The organism is Helicobacter pylori (assembly GCF_014497725.1).
Lineage (GTDB): Bacteria > Campylobacterota > Campylobacteria > Campylobacterales > Helicobacteraceae > Helicobacter > Helicobacter pylori_DE.
On record NZ_JACTGF010000006.1, the window covers coordinates 43,151 to 60,181 of the forward strand.

Here is a 17,031-nt window from a genome sequence, read left to right on the forward strand (position 1 = left end):
TTTGGTTAAAATAAGGTTATTTGATTTTACTATAAGGTTGTTTAAACCTGAATTTCACATTTTTGATTTTTTAAAAGGGATTAGAGTTCTTATGATTGAATGGATGCAAAATCATAGAAAGTATTTAGTGGTTACAATATGGATAAGCACGATCGCTTTTATTGCTGCCGGAATGATAGGTTGGGGGCAATACAGCTTTTCTTTAGATAGCGATAGCGTTGCCAAAGTGGGACAGATTAAGATTTCTCAAGAAGAATTAGCCCAAGAATACCGCCGCCTTAAAGACGCATATGCTGAGTCTATCCCTGATTTTAAAGAACTCACTGAAGATCAAATCAAAGCCATGCATTTAGAAAAAAGCGCTTTAGATTCGCTCATCAATCAAGCCCTATTGAGAAATCTCGCTTTAGATTTAGGGCTTGGCGCTACAAAGCGAGAAGTGGCCAAAGAGATCAGAAAAACGAGCGTTTTTCAAAAAGATGGCGTTTTTGATGAAGAATTGTATAAGAATATCTTAAAGCAAAGCCATTACCGCCCTAAACACTTTGAAGAAAGCGTTGAAAAGCTTTTAATCCTTCAAAAAATCAGCGCTCTCTTCCCCAAAACCACTACCCCTTTGGAGCAATCCAGCCTATCGCTTTGGGCAAAATTGCAAGACAAATTAGACATTCTTATCCTAAACCCTAATGATGTTAAAATCTCTCTCAATGAAGAAGAGATGAAAAAATATTACGAGTCTCATAAAAAGGATTTTAAAAAGCCCACAAGCTTTAAAACACGCTCTTTATATTTTGACGCTAGTTTGGAAAAACCTGATTTGAAAGAATTGGAGGAATACTACCATAAAAACAAGGTGTCTTATTTGGACAAAGAGGGGAAATTGCAGGATTTTAAAAGCGTTCAAGAGCAAGTCAAGCATGATTTAAGCATGCAAAAAGCGAATGAAAAAGCCTTAAGGAGCTATATCGCTCTAAAAAAAGCGAACGCGCAAAACTACACCACACAAGATTTTGAAGAGAACAACTCCCCCTATACTGCTGAAATCACGCAAAAACTCACCGCTCTCAAACCCCTTGAAATCCTAAAGCCAGAGCCTTTTAAAGATGGTTTTATTGTGGTGCAACTCATCTCTCAAATTAAAGACGAATTGCAGAATTTTAATGAAGCCAAAAGCGCTCTTAAAACCCGTTTGACTCAAGAAAAAACCCTTATGGCGTTGCAAGCTTTAGCTAAAGAAAAGCTTAAGGATTTTAAAGGCAAAAGCGTGGGCTATGTAAGCCCTAATTTTGGAGGCACTATTAGCGAACTTAACCAAGAAGAAAGCGCTAAGTTTATCAACACCCTTTTTAACCGCCAAGAAAAAAAAGGGTTTATTACTATTGGTAATAAAGTGGTGCTTTATCAAATCACAGAGCAAAATTTCAACCACTCATTTAGCGCAGAAGAAAGCCAGTATATGCAGCGTTTAGTCAATAACACTAAAACGGATTTTTTTGATAAAGCGTTGATAGAAGAATTGAAAAAACGCTATAAGATAGTCAAATACATTCAATAAATGCAAGGGGAAATCATGGAACATAAAGAAATCGTTATAGGGGTTGATATAGGCTCTAGAAAGATTTGCGCGATAGTGGCTGAATTTAAAGAAGGGATTTTGCGCATCATTGGCACAGCCCATCAAGACTCTAAAGAAATCAATTCAAAAGCCATTAAAAGAGGGCGTATCAATAGCCTTGCTCACGCTTCTAACGCCATTAAAGAAGTGATTAATAGCGCTAAAAAAATGGCAGGTTTGAACGCTGATGAAGACAGGAATAACCCCATTTCATCCTTTAGAGAATCGTATTACCCTAAAACTAAAGCGATTGTTTCTTTTTCTGGGGCTTATACTGAAAGCATTAGAGATGTTACTGGTGTAGCGAGCACTAAAGACAATGTGGTTACTATAGATGAAATCAATCGCGCTATCAATAACGCATGCGCTAAAGCAGGCTTAGATAACGACAAACATATTTTGCATGCCCTCCCCTATCGCTTCACTTTAGACAAACAAGAAGTGAATGACCCCTTAGGAATGAGTGGGACTCGCTTAGAAGTCTTTATCCACATTGTCTATACAGAAAAAAACAACATTGAAAATTTAGAAAAAATCATGATCCAATCTGGGGTGGAGATTGAAAACATCGTGATCAATTCTTATGCAGCCTCGATTGCCACCTTGTCTAATGACGAAAGGGAATTGGGCGTGGCTTGCGTGGATATGGGCGGAGAGACATGCAACCTTACGATTTATAGCGGCAATTCCATACGCTATAACAAATACTTACCCGTAGGCTCTCACCATTTAACCACGGATTTATCACACATGCTCAACACCCCATTCCCTTACGCTGAAGAAGTTAAGATCAAATACGGGGATCTTTCTTTTGAAGGCGGAGAAGAAACGCCCTCTCAAAATGTCCAAATCCCTACCACCGGCTCTGATGGCCATGAAAGCCATATTGTGCCGCTTAGTGAAATCCAAACTATCATGAGGGAAAGGGCTTTAGAAACTTTTAAAATCATCCACAGGAGCATTCAAGATAGCGGCTTAGAAGAGCATTTGGGCGGGGGCGTTGTGTTAACCGGTGGGATGGCTTTAATGAAAGGGATCAAAGAACTAGCCAGAACCCATTTCACTAATTACCCGGTGCGTTTGGCAGCCCCTGTGGAAAAATACAATATCATGGGCATGTTTGAAGACTTGAAAGACCCTCGCTTTTCAGTCGTGGTTGGCTTGATTTTATACAAAGCAGGGGGGCATACCAATTATGAAAGAGACTCTAAAGGGGTTATCCGCTACCATGAAAGCGATGATTACACAAGAACAGCCCATCAATCAAGCCCTACCCCCCATATCCATTCATCGCCCACAGAAAGGAATTTGAGCGATTTAAAAACCCTTAACACTCCTTTAAACACCGCTAAAAACGATGACTTCTTACCCATAAAACCCACCGAACAAAAAGGTTTTTTTAAAAGTTTCCTTGATAAGATTTCTAAAATCTTTTAAGATACAGCCATTTCTTTATGCGATAAAAACGCCTTGATAGTTATCAAAAGCCAGAAAACATGGTATAATCCTTTAGCTATTTATCAAAGTTTAAGATTTGCAAAAATCGTATCTCAAGGGGAATGTGGCTATGGTTCATCAATCAGAGATGGAAAATTATAATATTGGTCAAGCGAGCATTGAAGAAGTAAGCGATCCAGCTTATAAAGGGGCTAAGATTGTCGTCATCGGTGTTGGAGGTGGGGGGTCTAACATGATTAAACACCTGGTTGAATACGGCGTGCATCAAGATGTTACCCCCATTGCAACGAACACTGATGGCCAACATCTCAAAAACAATCCCGCTCCGGTTAAAATCCTTTTAGGCAAAGAGTCTACTGGAGGTTTAGGCGCTGGAGGGGTTCCTGATATTGGTAGGAAAGCCGCTGAAGAAAGTGCTGATGAAATTAGAGAAGCGATTAAGGACGCCAAATTAGTCATTGTCTCTACAGGGCTTGGAGGAGGGACTGGGACTGGAGCCACCCCTACTATCGTTAAAATCGCAAAAGAAGTGGGAGCGCTCACGATTGCTATCGTTACCAAGCCTTTCAAATACGAAGGGTCTCAAAAAAGCAAGAAAGCCGAAGAGGGGTTAAAGGAGTTGGAGCAATCTAGCGATTCTATTTTGGTTATCCCTAATGATAAAATTCTTTTGACCATGAAAAAAAACGCCAGCACCAAAGAATGCTATAAGGAAGTTGATGATGTCTTGGTTAGGGCTGTGAGTGGCATTTCTACGATCATCACTAAGCCCGGTGATATTAATGTTGATTTTTCCGATTTAAAAAGCGCTCTTGGTTTTAAAGGCTTTGCGTTAATGGGTATTGGTGAAGCCACTGGCGAAGAATCCGCTAAATTAGCGGTGGAAAATGCGATCCAATCGCCTCTTCTTGATGATGCTTCTATTGATGGGGCTAAGAGCATTATTGTCTTTTTTGAGCACCACCCTGATTATCCTATGTATGCTTATTCTCAAGCTTGCATATCTATTCAAGAACGAGCCAATCAAGATGTTGATGTTAAGTTTGGCCAACACACGAGCGAGAGTATCCCCATTGATCATGTGCGCGTTACTATCATTGCAACCGGTGCTGAAAGAAACAGCGGTGGAGCGGGTTTGGAATCTATCGCTACGCCCTCTCAGCCTGTGGTGAAACAAACAAGAAAAGTGGGTAATAGCGATTTTTTAAGAATCCCTACTGAAGAAGAACTATCCACACCCACAGCCATAAGGATCCAGCAAGATTAATTGCAGATCTCGCTTTCCCCCCTATTTTTATAGGGTCATAATAAAGCGGTTTGTTGGGTTTGCTCTTATTGATCATTAATAATAAAAATTTAGAATAAAACTAAAAGCTTTGGGTGTACTGACCTTTAGAGCGTTTTATGGGGATTTTAGGACGCTTTAAAGGGAAATCATCGCAAATACCCCCTATTGTTAATGAAACTCTAGAAAGCCGTTATAGGTTATATCTTTATCCAACGCATAGATAAGAGATGGGTTTTCTCTACTTGTCGTTAGGCTTGTTGGTATTGTTTAACACGCTTGCAATAAGGTCACTCTTACCTTGTGCCAGAGCGTTAGAAATTTTAATGATTTCAAGGTTTTGTTTCGCGCTCAATCTATAAGTCTTACTCAAATTCCGTCTCTCATAGTCTCGGCTTTCAATGGCTTCTTTTTCCCATCCACTCACCTCATCAATGGTAAAAACTTTAGGGTATCCATACGCACGAGCCATATTCTGTCTCCCTTTGATAGAGCCTACAATATAGCTCTCAAAAGGTTCGCTAAGCCTATCAATAGGTAAAATAGTTGCTTTGATTTGCGTTTTAGCGATTCCACCAAAATCTATGCCATAACCGCTATCAGGTTGTTTTTTGAAAAAGGTATAAACCTTGTCTTTTAATCGTGTGAGAGATTGAGGTAATTGTGCAGGTACTGAAAAAGCAATGCCATTGAATGTATCCCACACTTCACCATAACTACCAGGCTCAGCACCGATTAAATCCACTTCATTAGCGCTTGCGTTTTGACAATAGCAAATAGCCGCTTGACTAAACGCTCTAGCTAACACCAATAAGGTCTTTTTTAAATTAAAGGTATCACTAGGTTCGTTTTGAAATACGAAAAAGCTCGTTTCTTTATCAGTTAAAAGGCCATCTTTTAGGCTCTCTTTCCAATACCCTACCACTTCAATAATAACCCAGAAAATCCCGCTTAAAGTTTAAAAATGATTTCAGCTGTCGTGTCCTTTCCATATTGTCCTTGCTTGTGTAGCGGTATCTTTTGACAAATTCCTTACTGGACATAAAGCCTTTCATTGTGGCTTCACTTTTAGGATTTAAGAATTTATTAACAAAAGGTTTTCCTAACCCCTTACAGAGTTTGGCGTAGATGGTTCCATTACCTCTCAAAAAGGCGTCAGAATCATAATAGGCGTCTATGGAATTAGGGTCGTCATTCCAATTTTTGGCTACTCGGTCTGCTTTAGAATGTTTATAACCGCTCTTATACGCTTCAATCAGTTTTTCTCGTTCCTCTTCAGTAAAATCAGTAATAAATTCAGGTTTAAAAGGTCTAAACGCCAAGATAGTCCCAAAGGGTAGTCTGTTTTTAATCTTACTCACCACCCTAGAAAGATTGGCGCTCTCAATAGTAGAGCCTTTAATGGGGTTCATCTTATAACTTAAAATCAACCTGTCAATGCTGTTCGAACAATGCAGAAATTTCATTTTCTCATCAATGGCTCTGACTTTAGAGCCTTCCATTCTTTCCAAAAAATCATAGTTCAATAGCATAACTCGCTCCTTTTTGTTATTGTTTAATGATACCACTCTATTACTTGCGCCGTTCTTTAACGCTGACTTTTCTTATCATACTCGTTTAGTTGAGCCAATAAAGATTGGTTAGGATTTTGACAGAGATTTTAAAGAGAGGTAGTTGGCTTTTAGCTTCCCTAATATTCCTTGAGATTAGCATCAAGGATAGATGATAACGAATGGGAATTGATAGGGTTTTTTTTCGCTATTAAGTTAGACTTGGTGCGTTTAGAATTATCCGCACCGATGAAAATGTTTTTAAAATCGCTTGACATAGGGTCTCCTTTAAAATTCAAGTATTACTACAATCAATGCGTCTCACACCAATCACTTAGAAGAATCTTGATTTTTAATAGCAATATCTAGCTTGTTGAAAGGGATTTCAATGTGGTTAGCGTCTAGGGCGTTTTTGATGCGTTCAATGAGTTCACTTCTCACATTAAAGATCCCGTCTTCAATCTTTGCCCAAACCCTAATAGTGAAATTCAATGAGCTGGATCCAAAATCCGTGATTCCAATGAAAGTGGGCATGTTTTTATCAATTTTTTCCATTGAGTCAATAACATCTTTTATAGTCTTATGCACCAGTTCAATATCGCTCCCATACCCTACCCCACAAACCCATTCAATGCGCCGACATGCCGTGTTATTGCTATTAATAATATTAGAATTAGCGACACTTCTATTAGGCAAAACCGCCAAACGCCCGTCATGCAAGCGTAAAGAGGTGTTAAAAAAATTAAGCGCTTCTACTTTGCCCTCTAGGCCAGAGATTTCAATGATGTCTCCTTTTTTGAAAGGGTGTAAAATAATAAGGATTATCCCTCCAGCAATGCTTGAAAGGTAATCTTTTAAAGCCAACGCCACCGCAATCCCCACCGTTCCTAAAACAGTGATAATAGAGGTGGTTTGCACGCCTAGCGTGCTGAGCGCGATGATTGTAGTGATGATAAGGATTAAGATAAAAGTAACCTGCGCGACAAAATTCGCTAAAATCTCATCCTTTTTGGATAAAAGCTTCATGGTTTTGTTCCGTAAGAAAAACGAAAAATAAAAACCTATACAAAAGACAATGACAGCCTTGATCAAGATTATCCCAAAATGCTTTGCCTGCGGAAAAAAATCCACTAACAGCGTTTTAATTTCATCCATAAATCTTTCCTTGCAAATCACAAAATCGCTAACAGAGACAAGATAACTTATCCTTATGTAGCTAATTTGACATGTTAGCATGTTTAGGACTAACCTTATTATCCACAACTCAAACGCCCAATCCAGTATTAGCGATAAATTCAGTGGCTTTTAAGATGCTGTCTAATGAAAAAGGGGTTTTTTAGCGTTGAAACTAGAGATTACTTTATGCACACCCCCAACTTGATGGCTACCACTCACTTTGTGGTAATGGTTATCCCTTAGCTTGGCTTTAATGGATTTTATCGTTACATTATCAACAGATACCGCTCTATAAAATTTTCGCATAAAAGCTATGGTGTGTTTAAAAGTCTCTGAGTAATTCTTTAAGAATTTAGGGGAGTTGGGGCTTTCTCAATTTTGGTCAATGTTGATGCGGTTAGCAATCTTAATTTTTTGACCCCTTTTGTAAGGCTTATAAACCACTCCTTCCTTTTTCTCAAAGAATGTAAGTTTTAAGCGTTCTCTAAGTTTCAAGTTAAATTTAATTAAAAGTCATTTGGAAATATAACACAAACTTTCTAAACAAAAGCTTAAAGAATAATTTCATTCCTTTAGCATTAGCTACAAGTTCTTATGAAATGAACTTGAAAGTTCTTTAGTTCTAGCTGTAAGTTATCAAGCGAGTTTCTAGTAAGTTCTAAGGTGGTGTCATTCTAGTTCTTAATCGTGTAGGCAACCTAGTTCATACCATTAGAGCAAACAAGTTCTTAATCTATTTCCCTAAGTTTCTTTATGGGTGTGAGCTATTAAGTTCTAACTTGTGTCTCTTAGTTCTTATCGTGTAGCTACCCTAGTTCTCTAATTTTTGCTTACAAGTTCGTATCTATCTAGCCCATTAGTTCGTATCAGTGGGCTGTAAGTTCTTTTTTGTTAGCAACTAAGTTCTTATCATTTAGCTATTTAGTTCTTAATATTTGGCTACAAGTTCTTTCAATAAAAGTCTCTAAGTTTTTATAGCATTGCTAACAAGTTCTTGCTCTTAAATTTTGTAGTAAGGGAAGTAAGTTCTTGAATGAAATTTTTATCCCTTGACTAGATTAAAAAATATCTCATCTATCAAAGCACTCTCTTTAAAACTTTTTGAAAAAAGTTAGCAAAAACCCTTATTTTTTAAAAATCTAGCTCCAATCCCCTTGAATACGAAGTTTTAACCTAATGTGTACGCACACATGGTGTTATCCTGCACCTTATTTTGATTTAGGTCTTTTTTCAATTCTTTGTGCTATGCTACTTTGGGCGTTTTTAACGCTCTTCTTAGTAAGGAAAATGAAGTCAATTTGAAAGCGTGCGAATTAGATAAAATTTTAACTTTGTTATTAAGTCTTGAAGGGCTCGTATGCTAGATGGAGCTATAAAAGATACTAAGCTGGATAATCGCCCTATGGATTTATCTTTTTTAGATGATATTTTAGAGCATATGCGAAAGCCTAGACCTAGCGATAGCGATAAAGTGGATAAAAGATTGCTCATTAAATTCAATCAATTTAGTTCTAGTCCAAAGTCTATTAAATCTAATTTAGTTGGCACAAAGAGCACTAGTCCTGTGCTGATTAAAAACATAGGGCAAATGAAACGCTCCCACTTTGAAAATGCCCTAAATTATGCTTTAGAAAATAGCGAAACAGCTTACAATGAAATGTTTTTAGAATGCGATAAGCAATTCATCTTAGAGAGTTGGCTCAATGACTTTGATTTGACTAAAGATTATAACGAGACTATGCACTTAGTTTTTTCTATCAAAGATAAGCCAGATGAAGAGACAATGCAAGGGCTTTTACATTCTACTTGGGAGAGCTTAAAAATAAGATTGCCTGAATACAAGTTTGCCCTTGTGCCACACGCTCATCAAGACCATGCCCATATCCATTGTTTTATCAATAAGACTAATCAGCTCACACGAAGAAGACTGCGTTTTAAGGGGCATGAAGATTGTAAAGAATTTTTTAATGAATTAAGAAGTGAGTTTGCTTATAGGTTGAATGACCACTTATTGAGCGAAGAATACTTGTATGTCAATGAGCCAAAACTTAAAGAGCTAGACAATATCAAACAACAATTACAAGACTTGGAAAAAGAAGAAAAAGCCTTAGAACAAATCAAATCCCCACAAGATGAGTGGGACTTAAACAAGGCTTTACAAAGCGAGTATTTACAAGAACTCAAATATAAAAACAAAGCAAAAGCCCTAGACATTCAAAATAACCACAGCACCCCTTTAAAACAAAAGATTTCTGAATTTAAAATCGCTCTGTTTAATCACAAAGACACAAGCAATGATGAAAAAGAACAGCTAGATATTGACAGGATAGATAAGAGAAAACCAGTAAGCGAACACTTAAAAAACACTAACAAACACGAGCTATACGAACTCTTAGGCTTTTATCAAAAAGAATTAGATAAAAAACAAAACCATTCAGCCTTTAAGAATTTTGCTATTCTCAATGGTTTAGACAGAGACTTTGAAAGAGAGACTAAGGGCTATTCTGTTTTAAAGAAGAAAGAAATGCTTTTAAATAAGCTTGAACACCTAGACAAACGCCTTTTAGATAAAAACTCACACTTACTATTAGCCCAGCTAAGAAATGAAGTTAAAACCAAGCAAAACACCCAATACAACACTCTAACTAATCCTATTCTTTTAGCCAAAGCCTTAGAACTTTCTAAAGATAAGCACCCCACTCTCAAAACCTTTAAAAACGCTTATTTTAGTGCTAGAAAATATCAATTTATGCTAGAAAGCTTTAAATCTAAACAAGATGACCCTACCTATAAGCTTAATGACAATACTTATGAGCTAGTGAGCAAACAATTACAAGACCATCAAAAGACTATGCTCTTACTCGCCAAAGAAAGACTACTCTTTTTAGAACAAGATTTAAAGCAAAAAGAAGAAGAGTTTAAAAGAGCCAAAGAGAGCTATTTCAAAGCCCTAGAAAGCTATAAAGAGACTTTTTCATTACCCTTAAAAGAAAAACAAGACTTTCTCAAACAAACTAAGCAATTTTCTAAACTTTCTAAGGATATTGTCTATATCTGTAATGAGATCATAGGAGCTAATAGGTTTTTAACCCACTATGACAACCTAAACCTTGAAAAAGTCCTAGAACACGCTAAAGATACTAAGCTAGAGCAAAAAGAAATTCAAGCTATCACCAAAGAGCCTAATAACGATGAGCCTTGGATTGAGTTTGGTAAAAAAGAACAAGCTAGAGCTAAAGCACACTATCAAGCTATGCTAGAAAAAGAAAAAGCTAAAGAATTAGCCAAACAACAAGCTAACACCTTGCACTCTAATGAGCTTGATGATGACCCTAAAGCTCATGCTGGATTAAAACAAAATGACAACACAAACTTTAAAGGGCGTAATAGATAATGCTCTCAAGCGATGATTGCCTTTAATGTTCTTAATAAAGAATACACCCTTTGATTAAAGGGGTTCATTCTTGTTCTTTTCACAAATTAGCTTATTTAAACAGATATACAAATAAAGCACTCTAAAATGCCCCACAATCAAAATAAAGCCATAAGACAAGACAAACTATTAACTTAAAATAAAAAACGCTTTAAAACGCCTTGTAGAGCTTAAAATTTTCTTAAGCGGCACGCTGAATTTTCTTAACCTTAAAGTTTTCTTAAACATTATCATAAAACAAGCTCTTAATCTATTCCTTGAACCTACTACTACTCAAACTCAAATCTTTTAATGATAAGAGCTAGAAACAAACCTAAACTTAACTCTTTCTAATCCTAGAACACCAAACAATAAACCCTTACAACTTAACAATACAACCTAATCCTAATCATTCCCCCCACAACAAACATTTCATTGATAAGTAATTCTTAGTTTTCTTTTCTTTTTGATTTTTATTCTTACTTTATCAATCTTAAACTAAAACCCTACCCTTAACTAAATATTACACTATCCTATGGGAACTCCAATTAGTTTATTCTCTTTAAATTAAAGAGTTTTTTCTTTTTTAACTTTTTCTTTTTTTTAGCAAAATCACATTACATGATTTACATGATTTAATATTTTTTAAAAAAAAGAAAAACACTCATGACATGATATTACTTATAACATGTTCACTTAATAGGTAAGGAAAGAAAGGTAAACCTTTCTTTCCCTTAATATCTTTATAACTATGCGGAACTTAAGTTCCGCTTTTATCTCTAATACCCATAAACACGCACTTCCTAATCTTAAAAAATGCTTAAAGCTAATTTTCAATAGCTATTTAATCGTTGCTAAATTTAATTTTTGTATTTGATAAGTAATGTAAATAACCATGTATTTGATTATTAATTTTTAAGGGGGGGTGGAATTTTTGTTTTTATGCTTTAGTGAATGCGGAACTTTTTAAAAACTAAGATTTAAAAGCGGAACTTAGTAATCTCTAAGGAGCAATGCGGAATTGTTAAAAATACCGCTTTTAAAACCAAGCAAATTAAAAGACATAAAACTCTCATTCTTTAAGATTTATTTTTGAATTTTAAATAAGGGAGCAATATGCTAAATAACAAACTCACCAAATCTCAAAGAGAACTTTTTGATAATCTCAAAGTCTTTTTATACACTAAGGTTAAAAATTTCACACCTATTCAAGATGTGAATGATATGGCTTTGATATTAGATACACAAAACAAAGTTTTAAAATGCCATAATGTTGAGCAATTAAGACAACTCTGTCATATTCTTTATAATCAAGGTATCAAACACACCATAATGATGCAAGGCTTGTTTTTATTCTTTGAATACTTTAGAGACAATCTGAAACTAAGAAGTTTTAGAATGCTTAGTGAAGAGCAAGTCATTAACTTTCTTTTTGAACTCGCTCAAAATAGAAAACCAAGCTCTATGGCTAAGTATGTGATGTATTTAAGGCAATTCTTTGATTACTTGGATAGAAAAAAGCATTATAACTTTGACTTTGCCCTTAAAAACCTAGCCTTTGCTAAGACCAAAGAAAGCTTACCCAGACATTTAAACTACAAGGATTTAAAGAGTTTTTTAAAAACACTTTTAAAATATAAGCCAACCACTAGCTTTGAAAAGCGCAATAAGTGTGTTTTACTCATTGTAATACTAGGAGGGCTTAGAAAATGCGAAGTGTTAAACATAGAGTTAAAACACATTCAAGTAGAAGAACAAAACTACTCTATTTTAATTCAAGGTAAAGGTAGGAAAGAAAGAAAAGCTTATATCAAAAAGAGTTTGTTAGAACCAAGCTTGAATGCTTGGCTTAGTGATGATTACAGACTAAAATATTTCAATGGAGCATATCTCTTTAAAAAGGATAAGCAAAAATCACAAAATTCTTTAACGCTTTATAATTTTATCCCCTTAATCTTTAAATTAGCCCAAATCAAACATTACAAACAATATGGCACAGGCTTACATCTATTTAGACATAGTTTTGCTACGCTTATCTATCAAGAGACCCAAGACTTAGTTTTAACTTCAAGAGCTTTAGGGCATAGCTCATTACTCTCTACTAAGATTTATATCCATACCACACAAGAGCATAACAAGAAAGTAGCTCTTGTATTTGATAGTTTGATAGAGAATAAGAAGTAAGGGGGTTAAAATTGATTAGTTAGTTTAATATAGTTACTCTAAATAGTCTAATTAGAATAAATAGTATAACATTAGATAGTTTTTACTTAACTATTTAATGTTATATTGCTAATTAAAAACAATTAGTATTTACATGGCTATCTTAAATTACAAAACATTACAAAAACAATTTAATTATAGATTGTTGTTACTTATTAAGAATATATTTAATAGTTAGTATAAATAACTAAATTCTATTTAATTTATATCATAAGCAATAAATTGAATGTTATTGTTTATTAAGATTGTATATATTAAGTAACTAAATTCTATTAAATACATACATAATAACTAAAACTATCAAATACCTACTTAATAATATTGTTTATCGCCTACGCTTAGGCGCATGGGCATATTCATTAGAGCTGTCTAAATCATCGGTGTTGTTGTCATAGGAATTTGAATGGGTGTTTTCTTGCTTTAAGTTTAGCTCTCTTACTTCTTGTAAAAAATCATGCATTTTTGCGTAATTTTCTTTAAAAAATTCTATGTAAGGTGCGTAGTCATTAGTCTCATAATATTCTATCATAGCCCCCCTATATTGCCTATAGCACTCTTTGTTATCTTCTAAAATGACTAAGGGCATGATATTATGATTTTTTAAAGCGATAAATTGCATGCACCTTGCAGTGCGTTTGTTGCAATCTTCAAAATATTGTAAATAACATAGGTTGTTGTGTAAAAAAATGGCTTGTTCAAAAGGGTCTCTTATTTTATTAGCTTGAGTAAAAACAAACTTCATTTCAGTATACAATCTATCCCCTGTGTTTAAAGGCAAATAAGAACTCCCAGTAATGCCACTTAGATTATGTTTTCGCATAGTGCCTTGATTAGATTTAAGAACTAATTCATCACTTAGTATAGAATGTAATTCTAAGCAAGTTTCTAAACTTAGTTTTAAATCATTGTTTAAGATAAAATCAAAGGCTTTTTTTAAATTGAGTATCATTTTAGCATCGCTATATCTCTTACCCCCAGCTGTTAGTCCCTCTTCTAATAAAGAAAGTGTGTCTAGCTTGTTATAAGTATTGCCCTCAATTTGAGCGCTTGAATAGATAAAATCAAAGCCTAGTTTTTCAAACAAGCCTTTAGTATTTCTAAATTCATCAAAATAACAAACAAGGCTATTAAATTCTTCTTTTTCTTTAGGATTTAAAATTTGTAGATTGTTAAGAGCGTTTGGGTTGTATTGCATAAATTTTGCCTTTTAGTTATTGATAGGGATTGATAGAAAGGACATGCTTAATATTCTCCATAGGGACATGATAATCTTGTGAAAACCATTCTATCTCTTGCTTGGTTGCCTCTGTTTTAATGGTATCTATCACATATTTATCTATTTCGCTTAGATTAGTCGTTTTTTTATCCATAAAAAGCTTTATAAGGTATTCTAAACTCACATGGTTATTTTTATCGCCAATAGAATTATTAGCTGTAGCTAGTAACATAGGAGCAAATGGCATTTTTATCCTCCCTAAATTGATTTGTTCTAGTTTAGCAAATTTTGTGTTGGTTTTGGTTTGACTTATAGTGATTGTTTGGCTATAATACGCTTACATTCAATGGGCTTCGGTTAGCCCACTTCTTTATAAGTTACTCAACTCTTCTAAATCTTTATTCCCAATGCTTTTGATTAAATCATCTAAAAATAGAGTGATTTTACTAGACTCAACGCTTATATTCATGGGTTTTTTAGGTTTATTGTCATCTCTTAAACCATTAAAATAAGTCGTAATGCGTGGGCGGTTGTTTGGCTTGATTTTTAGTAGGTTCTCCCAATGATACGCACGATTTCTAATTGTCCATAGTAAATTTAGGGCAATATGAGCCTTAATATAATCATAAAGACTTTGTTTTCTGTCATTAACAAGCAAAGTGTTTTTGTTATCTTGGTAGTATTTTTTAAAATTAAAATGCCTTAGATTTTAAACCGAGCTTTCTAATTTAAATTTATAAAAAAAGATAAGCTTAATCACCGCTTCCAAAGACATCTTAGATAATATTAAAGAATGCGAGATTTCTTTTTTCTTGTCTTTTAATTCTTCTATTAAGGGGATTAAAGAATTTTCATTGAACACCCACTCATTCCCCTTACTTTGAGTGAGACAATAATTTAGTGCGTTACGCAGATAAATCTCTAAATTAGAGATTTTAGGCGTAATCAAAGAAATGAGCTTTAAATTTTCTTTGTATTGTTCTAAATTATCATAAGTTTCAAGTCTGTCTTTAGACAAAATAAGTGTAATATCGTTTTTAAAATTTTGTAAATCTTGCATAGTGTCTCTTAAGTGGATTATTAGATAGATTATAACACAAACAAACATGAGCTATAAAAGATTGTTGTTACACATTAAGAATATATTTAATCAGTAATTCAAATAACTAAATTCTACTAAATATATATAAAATAACTAAACACTATCAAATATCCACTTAATAATATTGTTTATCGCCTACGCTTAGGCGCATGGGCATATTCATTAGCATTGTCTAAGTCATCGGTATTGTCATCATAGGAATTTGAGTGAGCTTGTTTGTGTTGTAAAGATAGCTCAATAGCTCTAGCGTGTGCTACATCTATAATCTTTGATTTTCTTTCATCAAGCATTGTATGTAAAAATTCTTTGTGTATTTCGCTCATAAAGGGCGTATTATCAATAATTGAATGGATTTTATCCATATCTATGCGTGGGTATATCCTAAGTAGCGCATCAAGGCAATCTTTATTATTTGTTTGAGTTAAGAAATCATAGTAGTTGATTTTTTTATCATTATCATCTTTTAAGATAGATTGGGGGAAATTATAAATTCTTGCATTTAGCTCATCAATATTATTTAAAACTTTTTGACATACTTCATCATCAGCTTGTGGGTATAGACAAGAGCCACAATCAAAAATGGGAGCTATTTTATATTCTTTTGAATTTGAGGCTCTTAAAAAACCCCAATTACCATTATGCCTATCAAAATTACCTAGCAAGGTATCTGCTATAAACATATCCCAAAAGAAACGCTTTAAAACTTGTGGTTCAATAAAATGCTGGTTATCTATGGCATAAAGGACATCATTCAAATTAGTGTCTTTGCCTGATTTTTCTAATTCAATCATGGTGTTTTTTAGGCTTAGAAAATCTACAAGCTCGTATTGATGAGTGGTAAAATCTTTACAAGCAACTACGATTTTATTTTTATAAGTGCCTAGCAATGTTTCTTGAACCTTTAAGCCTAAGCTATTAACTATATGGCATGCCACATATTCACTAAAGCAACCATTGGTATAGGACATTTCTTTATGTGTAGAAGGCTTAGGGGGAAATTTGACCATGTAGAGTTCATTGTTATAAACTAGGCTAATCTTATTTCCATTTGCTCCCCCAAAACCTTTTTTAGGATTAATCTCACAAGAGGTAAAATCAATGGTTGGCATGGTTATCCTTTTGCTACTCTTAAATGGATTGTTGAGCCAATTATAACACAAATAAAATTAACTATAAGACATTGTTATTACTTGTTAATAACATATTTAATCAGTAATTCAAATAATCAAAACTAACTCAATACTTATAAAATAACTAAATATTTGATTGTTATTGATATATCTTTAAAACTTTATGTTATAATGATGAGTGAGATATTAAGTTTCAATTAAAGGAATAAAAATGATTAATCTAAAAGGTTTGAATAAAATTTTAAGGACAGGGTTATTAGCTGGAGCTTTGGTGGTGTGCTCCCCGCTTAATGTAATGGCGAAACCTTTATTTACAGGTGCTAACTTAATTGACTATCTCAGCAAATCTAAAAGCAATATTAAGAAAGAATACGCCATTGATTGTAATTCTCAAATTGATGGTTCTAAATATTTGAATGATGGTTGGAATTTATCAAAAAATCTTCCACAAGAATGGAAAACCGCTTTTCTTTCTTGTGTTAATAAAAAACAGCTATCTAAAAAAGAACAAGAATTACAGAAAATAGTAGATGAAAGAAATGAGCAAATTAAAAAAGATGAAGAGTGGTTAGTTGCTTGTAGAAACTATGTTAGAGAAAGCCGTAAAAAAGCGGAAAGTAACTTTCTTAAAAAAAATCGTTGTAGCAAAAGTGAAGAAGGTAAAATATCGTGTTATAGCAATGCTTTTTATAGTGCCTATGGAGACACAAAACCCAAATGGTGGACTTATAGTGGCTCACACTTTGAAGAAAAATTTGAAAACGAACAAAATCAAGCTGATTATGAATGCCTTTCAAAAGCTGCAAGTCTAGCCATAATGCACCCAGAATTAAAAATAAAAAGAGCTGTTAGACAGCCTTGATT

Annotated in this window: 12 protein-coding genes and 2 pseudogenes; 6 read left to right on the forward strand and 8 right to left on the reverse strand. The window is 34.2% G+C overall.

Going from position 1 to position 17,031, the window contains the following annotated elements:
• The first annotated feature begins 91 nt into the window (after positions 1-91).
• From H7N69_RS05510 to ftsZ, 3 genes are all read left to right on the forward strand, one after another.
• Entirely contained in the window at positions 92-1,555 is a 1,464-nt protein-coding gene (locus H7N69_RS05510; protein ID WP_187885051.1) for a peptidylprolyl isomerase, read from the forward strand.
• A gap of 15 nt (positions 1,556-1,570) precedes the next feature.
• Positions 1,571-3,052, forward strand: coding sequence for a cell division protein FtsA (ftsA, locus tag H7N69_RS05515; RefSeq protein ID WP_187885052.1), 1,482 nt, complete (start codon positions 1,571-1,573; stop codon positions 3,050-3,052).
• 130 nt (positions 3,053-3,182) lie between these two features.
• Complete coding sequence (gene ftsZ, locus H7N69_RS05520) at positions 3,183-4,340, forward strand: cell division protein FtsZ (protein ID WP_000233610.1); 1,158 nt, start codon at positions 3,183-3,185, stop codon at positions 4,338-4,340.
• A gap of 259 nt (positions 4,341-4,599) precedes the next feature.
• Here ftsZ and H7N69_RS07915 read toward each other — a convergent pair.
• The 4 genes and pseudogenes from H7N69_RS07915 to H7N69_RS05545 all read right to left on the reverse strand — a co-directional run bounded on the left by H7N69_RS07915 (position 4,600) and on the right by H7N69_RS05545 (position 7,390).
• Positions 4,600-5,890 (reverse strand): annotated as a pseudogene (locus H7N69_RS07915) (hypothetical protein).
• A gap of 158 nt (positions 5,891-6,048) precedes the next feature.
• Positions 6,049-6,186: a hypothetical protein gene (locus H7N69_RS05535; protein ID WP_187885055.1), complete on the reverse strand. Its 138-nt coding sequence runs from the start codon at positions 6,184-6,186 to the stop codon at positions 6,049-6,051.
• 52 nt (positions 6,187-6,238) lie between these two features.
• A complete protein-coding gene (mscS, locus tag H7N69_RS05540; protein ID WP_033762899.1) occupies positions 6,239-7,063 on the reverse strand; it encodes a small-conductance mechanosensitive channel MscS in 825 nt (274 codons plus the stop codon).
• Between the two features lie 162 nt (positions 7,064-7,225).
• Positions 7,226-7,390 (reverse strand): hypothetical protein, encoded by a 165-nt coding sequence (locus H7N69_RS05545; protein WP_232260214.1) that lies wholly within the window; start codon positions 7,388-7,390, stop codon positions 7,226-7,228.
• A gap of 1,051 nt (positions 7,391-8,441) precedes the next feature.
• On the opposite strand from H7N69_RS05545, the gene H7N69_RS05550 reads away from it, so the two are divergent.
• Both H7N69_RS05550 and H7N69_RS05555 read left to right on the forward strand, forming a co-directional pair.
• A complete protein-coding gene (locus H7N69_RS05550; protein WP_187885056.1) occupies positions 8,442-10,478 on the forward strand; it encodes a relaxase/mobilization nuclease domain-containing protein in 2,037 nt (678 codons plus the stop codon).
• A gap of 1,134 nt (positions 10,479-11,612) precedes the next feature.
• The gene (locus tag H7N69_RS05555) at positions 11,613-12,680 is read left to right on the forward strand and encodes a tyrosine-type recombinase/integrase (protein ID WP_187885057.1); all 1,068 of its coding nucleotides are present in this window, start codon (positions 11,613-11,615) and stop codon (positions 12,678-12,680) included.
• 364 nt (positions 12,681-13,044) lie between these two features.
• On the opposite strand, the gene H7N69_RS05560 is transcribed toward H7N69_RS05555, so the two are convergent.
• The 4 genes and pseudogenes from H7N69_RS05560 to ctkA all read right to left on the reverse strand — a co-directional run bounded on the left by H7N69_RS05560 (position 13,045) and on the right by ctkA (position 16,146).
• The gene (locus tag H7N69_RS05560) at positions 13,045-13,914 is read right to left on the reverse strand and encodes a Fic family protein (protein ID WP_187885058.1); all 870 of its coding nucleotides are present in this window, start codon (positions 13,912-13,914) and stop codon (positions 13,045-13,047) included.
• A gap of 16 nt (positions 13,915-13,930) precedes the next feature.
• Complete coding sequence (locus H7N69_RS05565) at positions 13,931-14,182, reverse strand: hypothetical protein (protein WP_001115536.1); 252 nt, start codon at positions 14,180-14,182, stop codon at positions 13,931-13,933.
• Positions 14,183-14,305: 123 nt separating this feature from the next.
• Positions 14,306-14,995 (reverse strand): annotated as a pseudogene (locus tag H7N69_RS07920) (CAAX protease).
• A 170-nt stretch (positions 14,996-15,165) separates the two neighbouring features.
• Positions 15,166-16,146: a serine/threonine-protein kinase CtkA gene (gene ctkA / locus H7N69_RS05575; RefSeq protein WP_001142074.1), complete on the reverse strand. Its 981-nt coding sequence runs from the start codon at positions 16,144-16,146 to the stop codon at positions 15,166-15,168.
• 232 nt (positions 16,147-16,378) lie between these two features.
• On the opposite strand from ctkA, the gene H7N69_RS05580 reads away from it, so the two are divergent.
• Entirely contained in the window at positions 16,379-17,029 is a 651-nt protein-coding gene (locus H7N69_RS05580) for a hypothetical protein (RefSeq protein ID WP_187885060.1), read from the forward strand.
• The last annotated feature ends 2 nt before the right edge of the window (positions 17,030-17,031 follow it).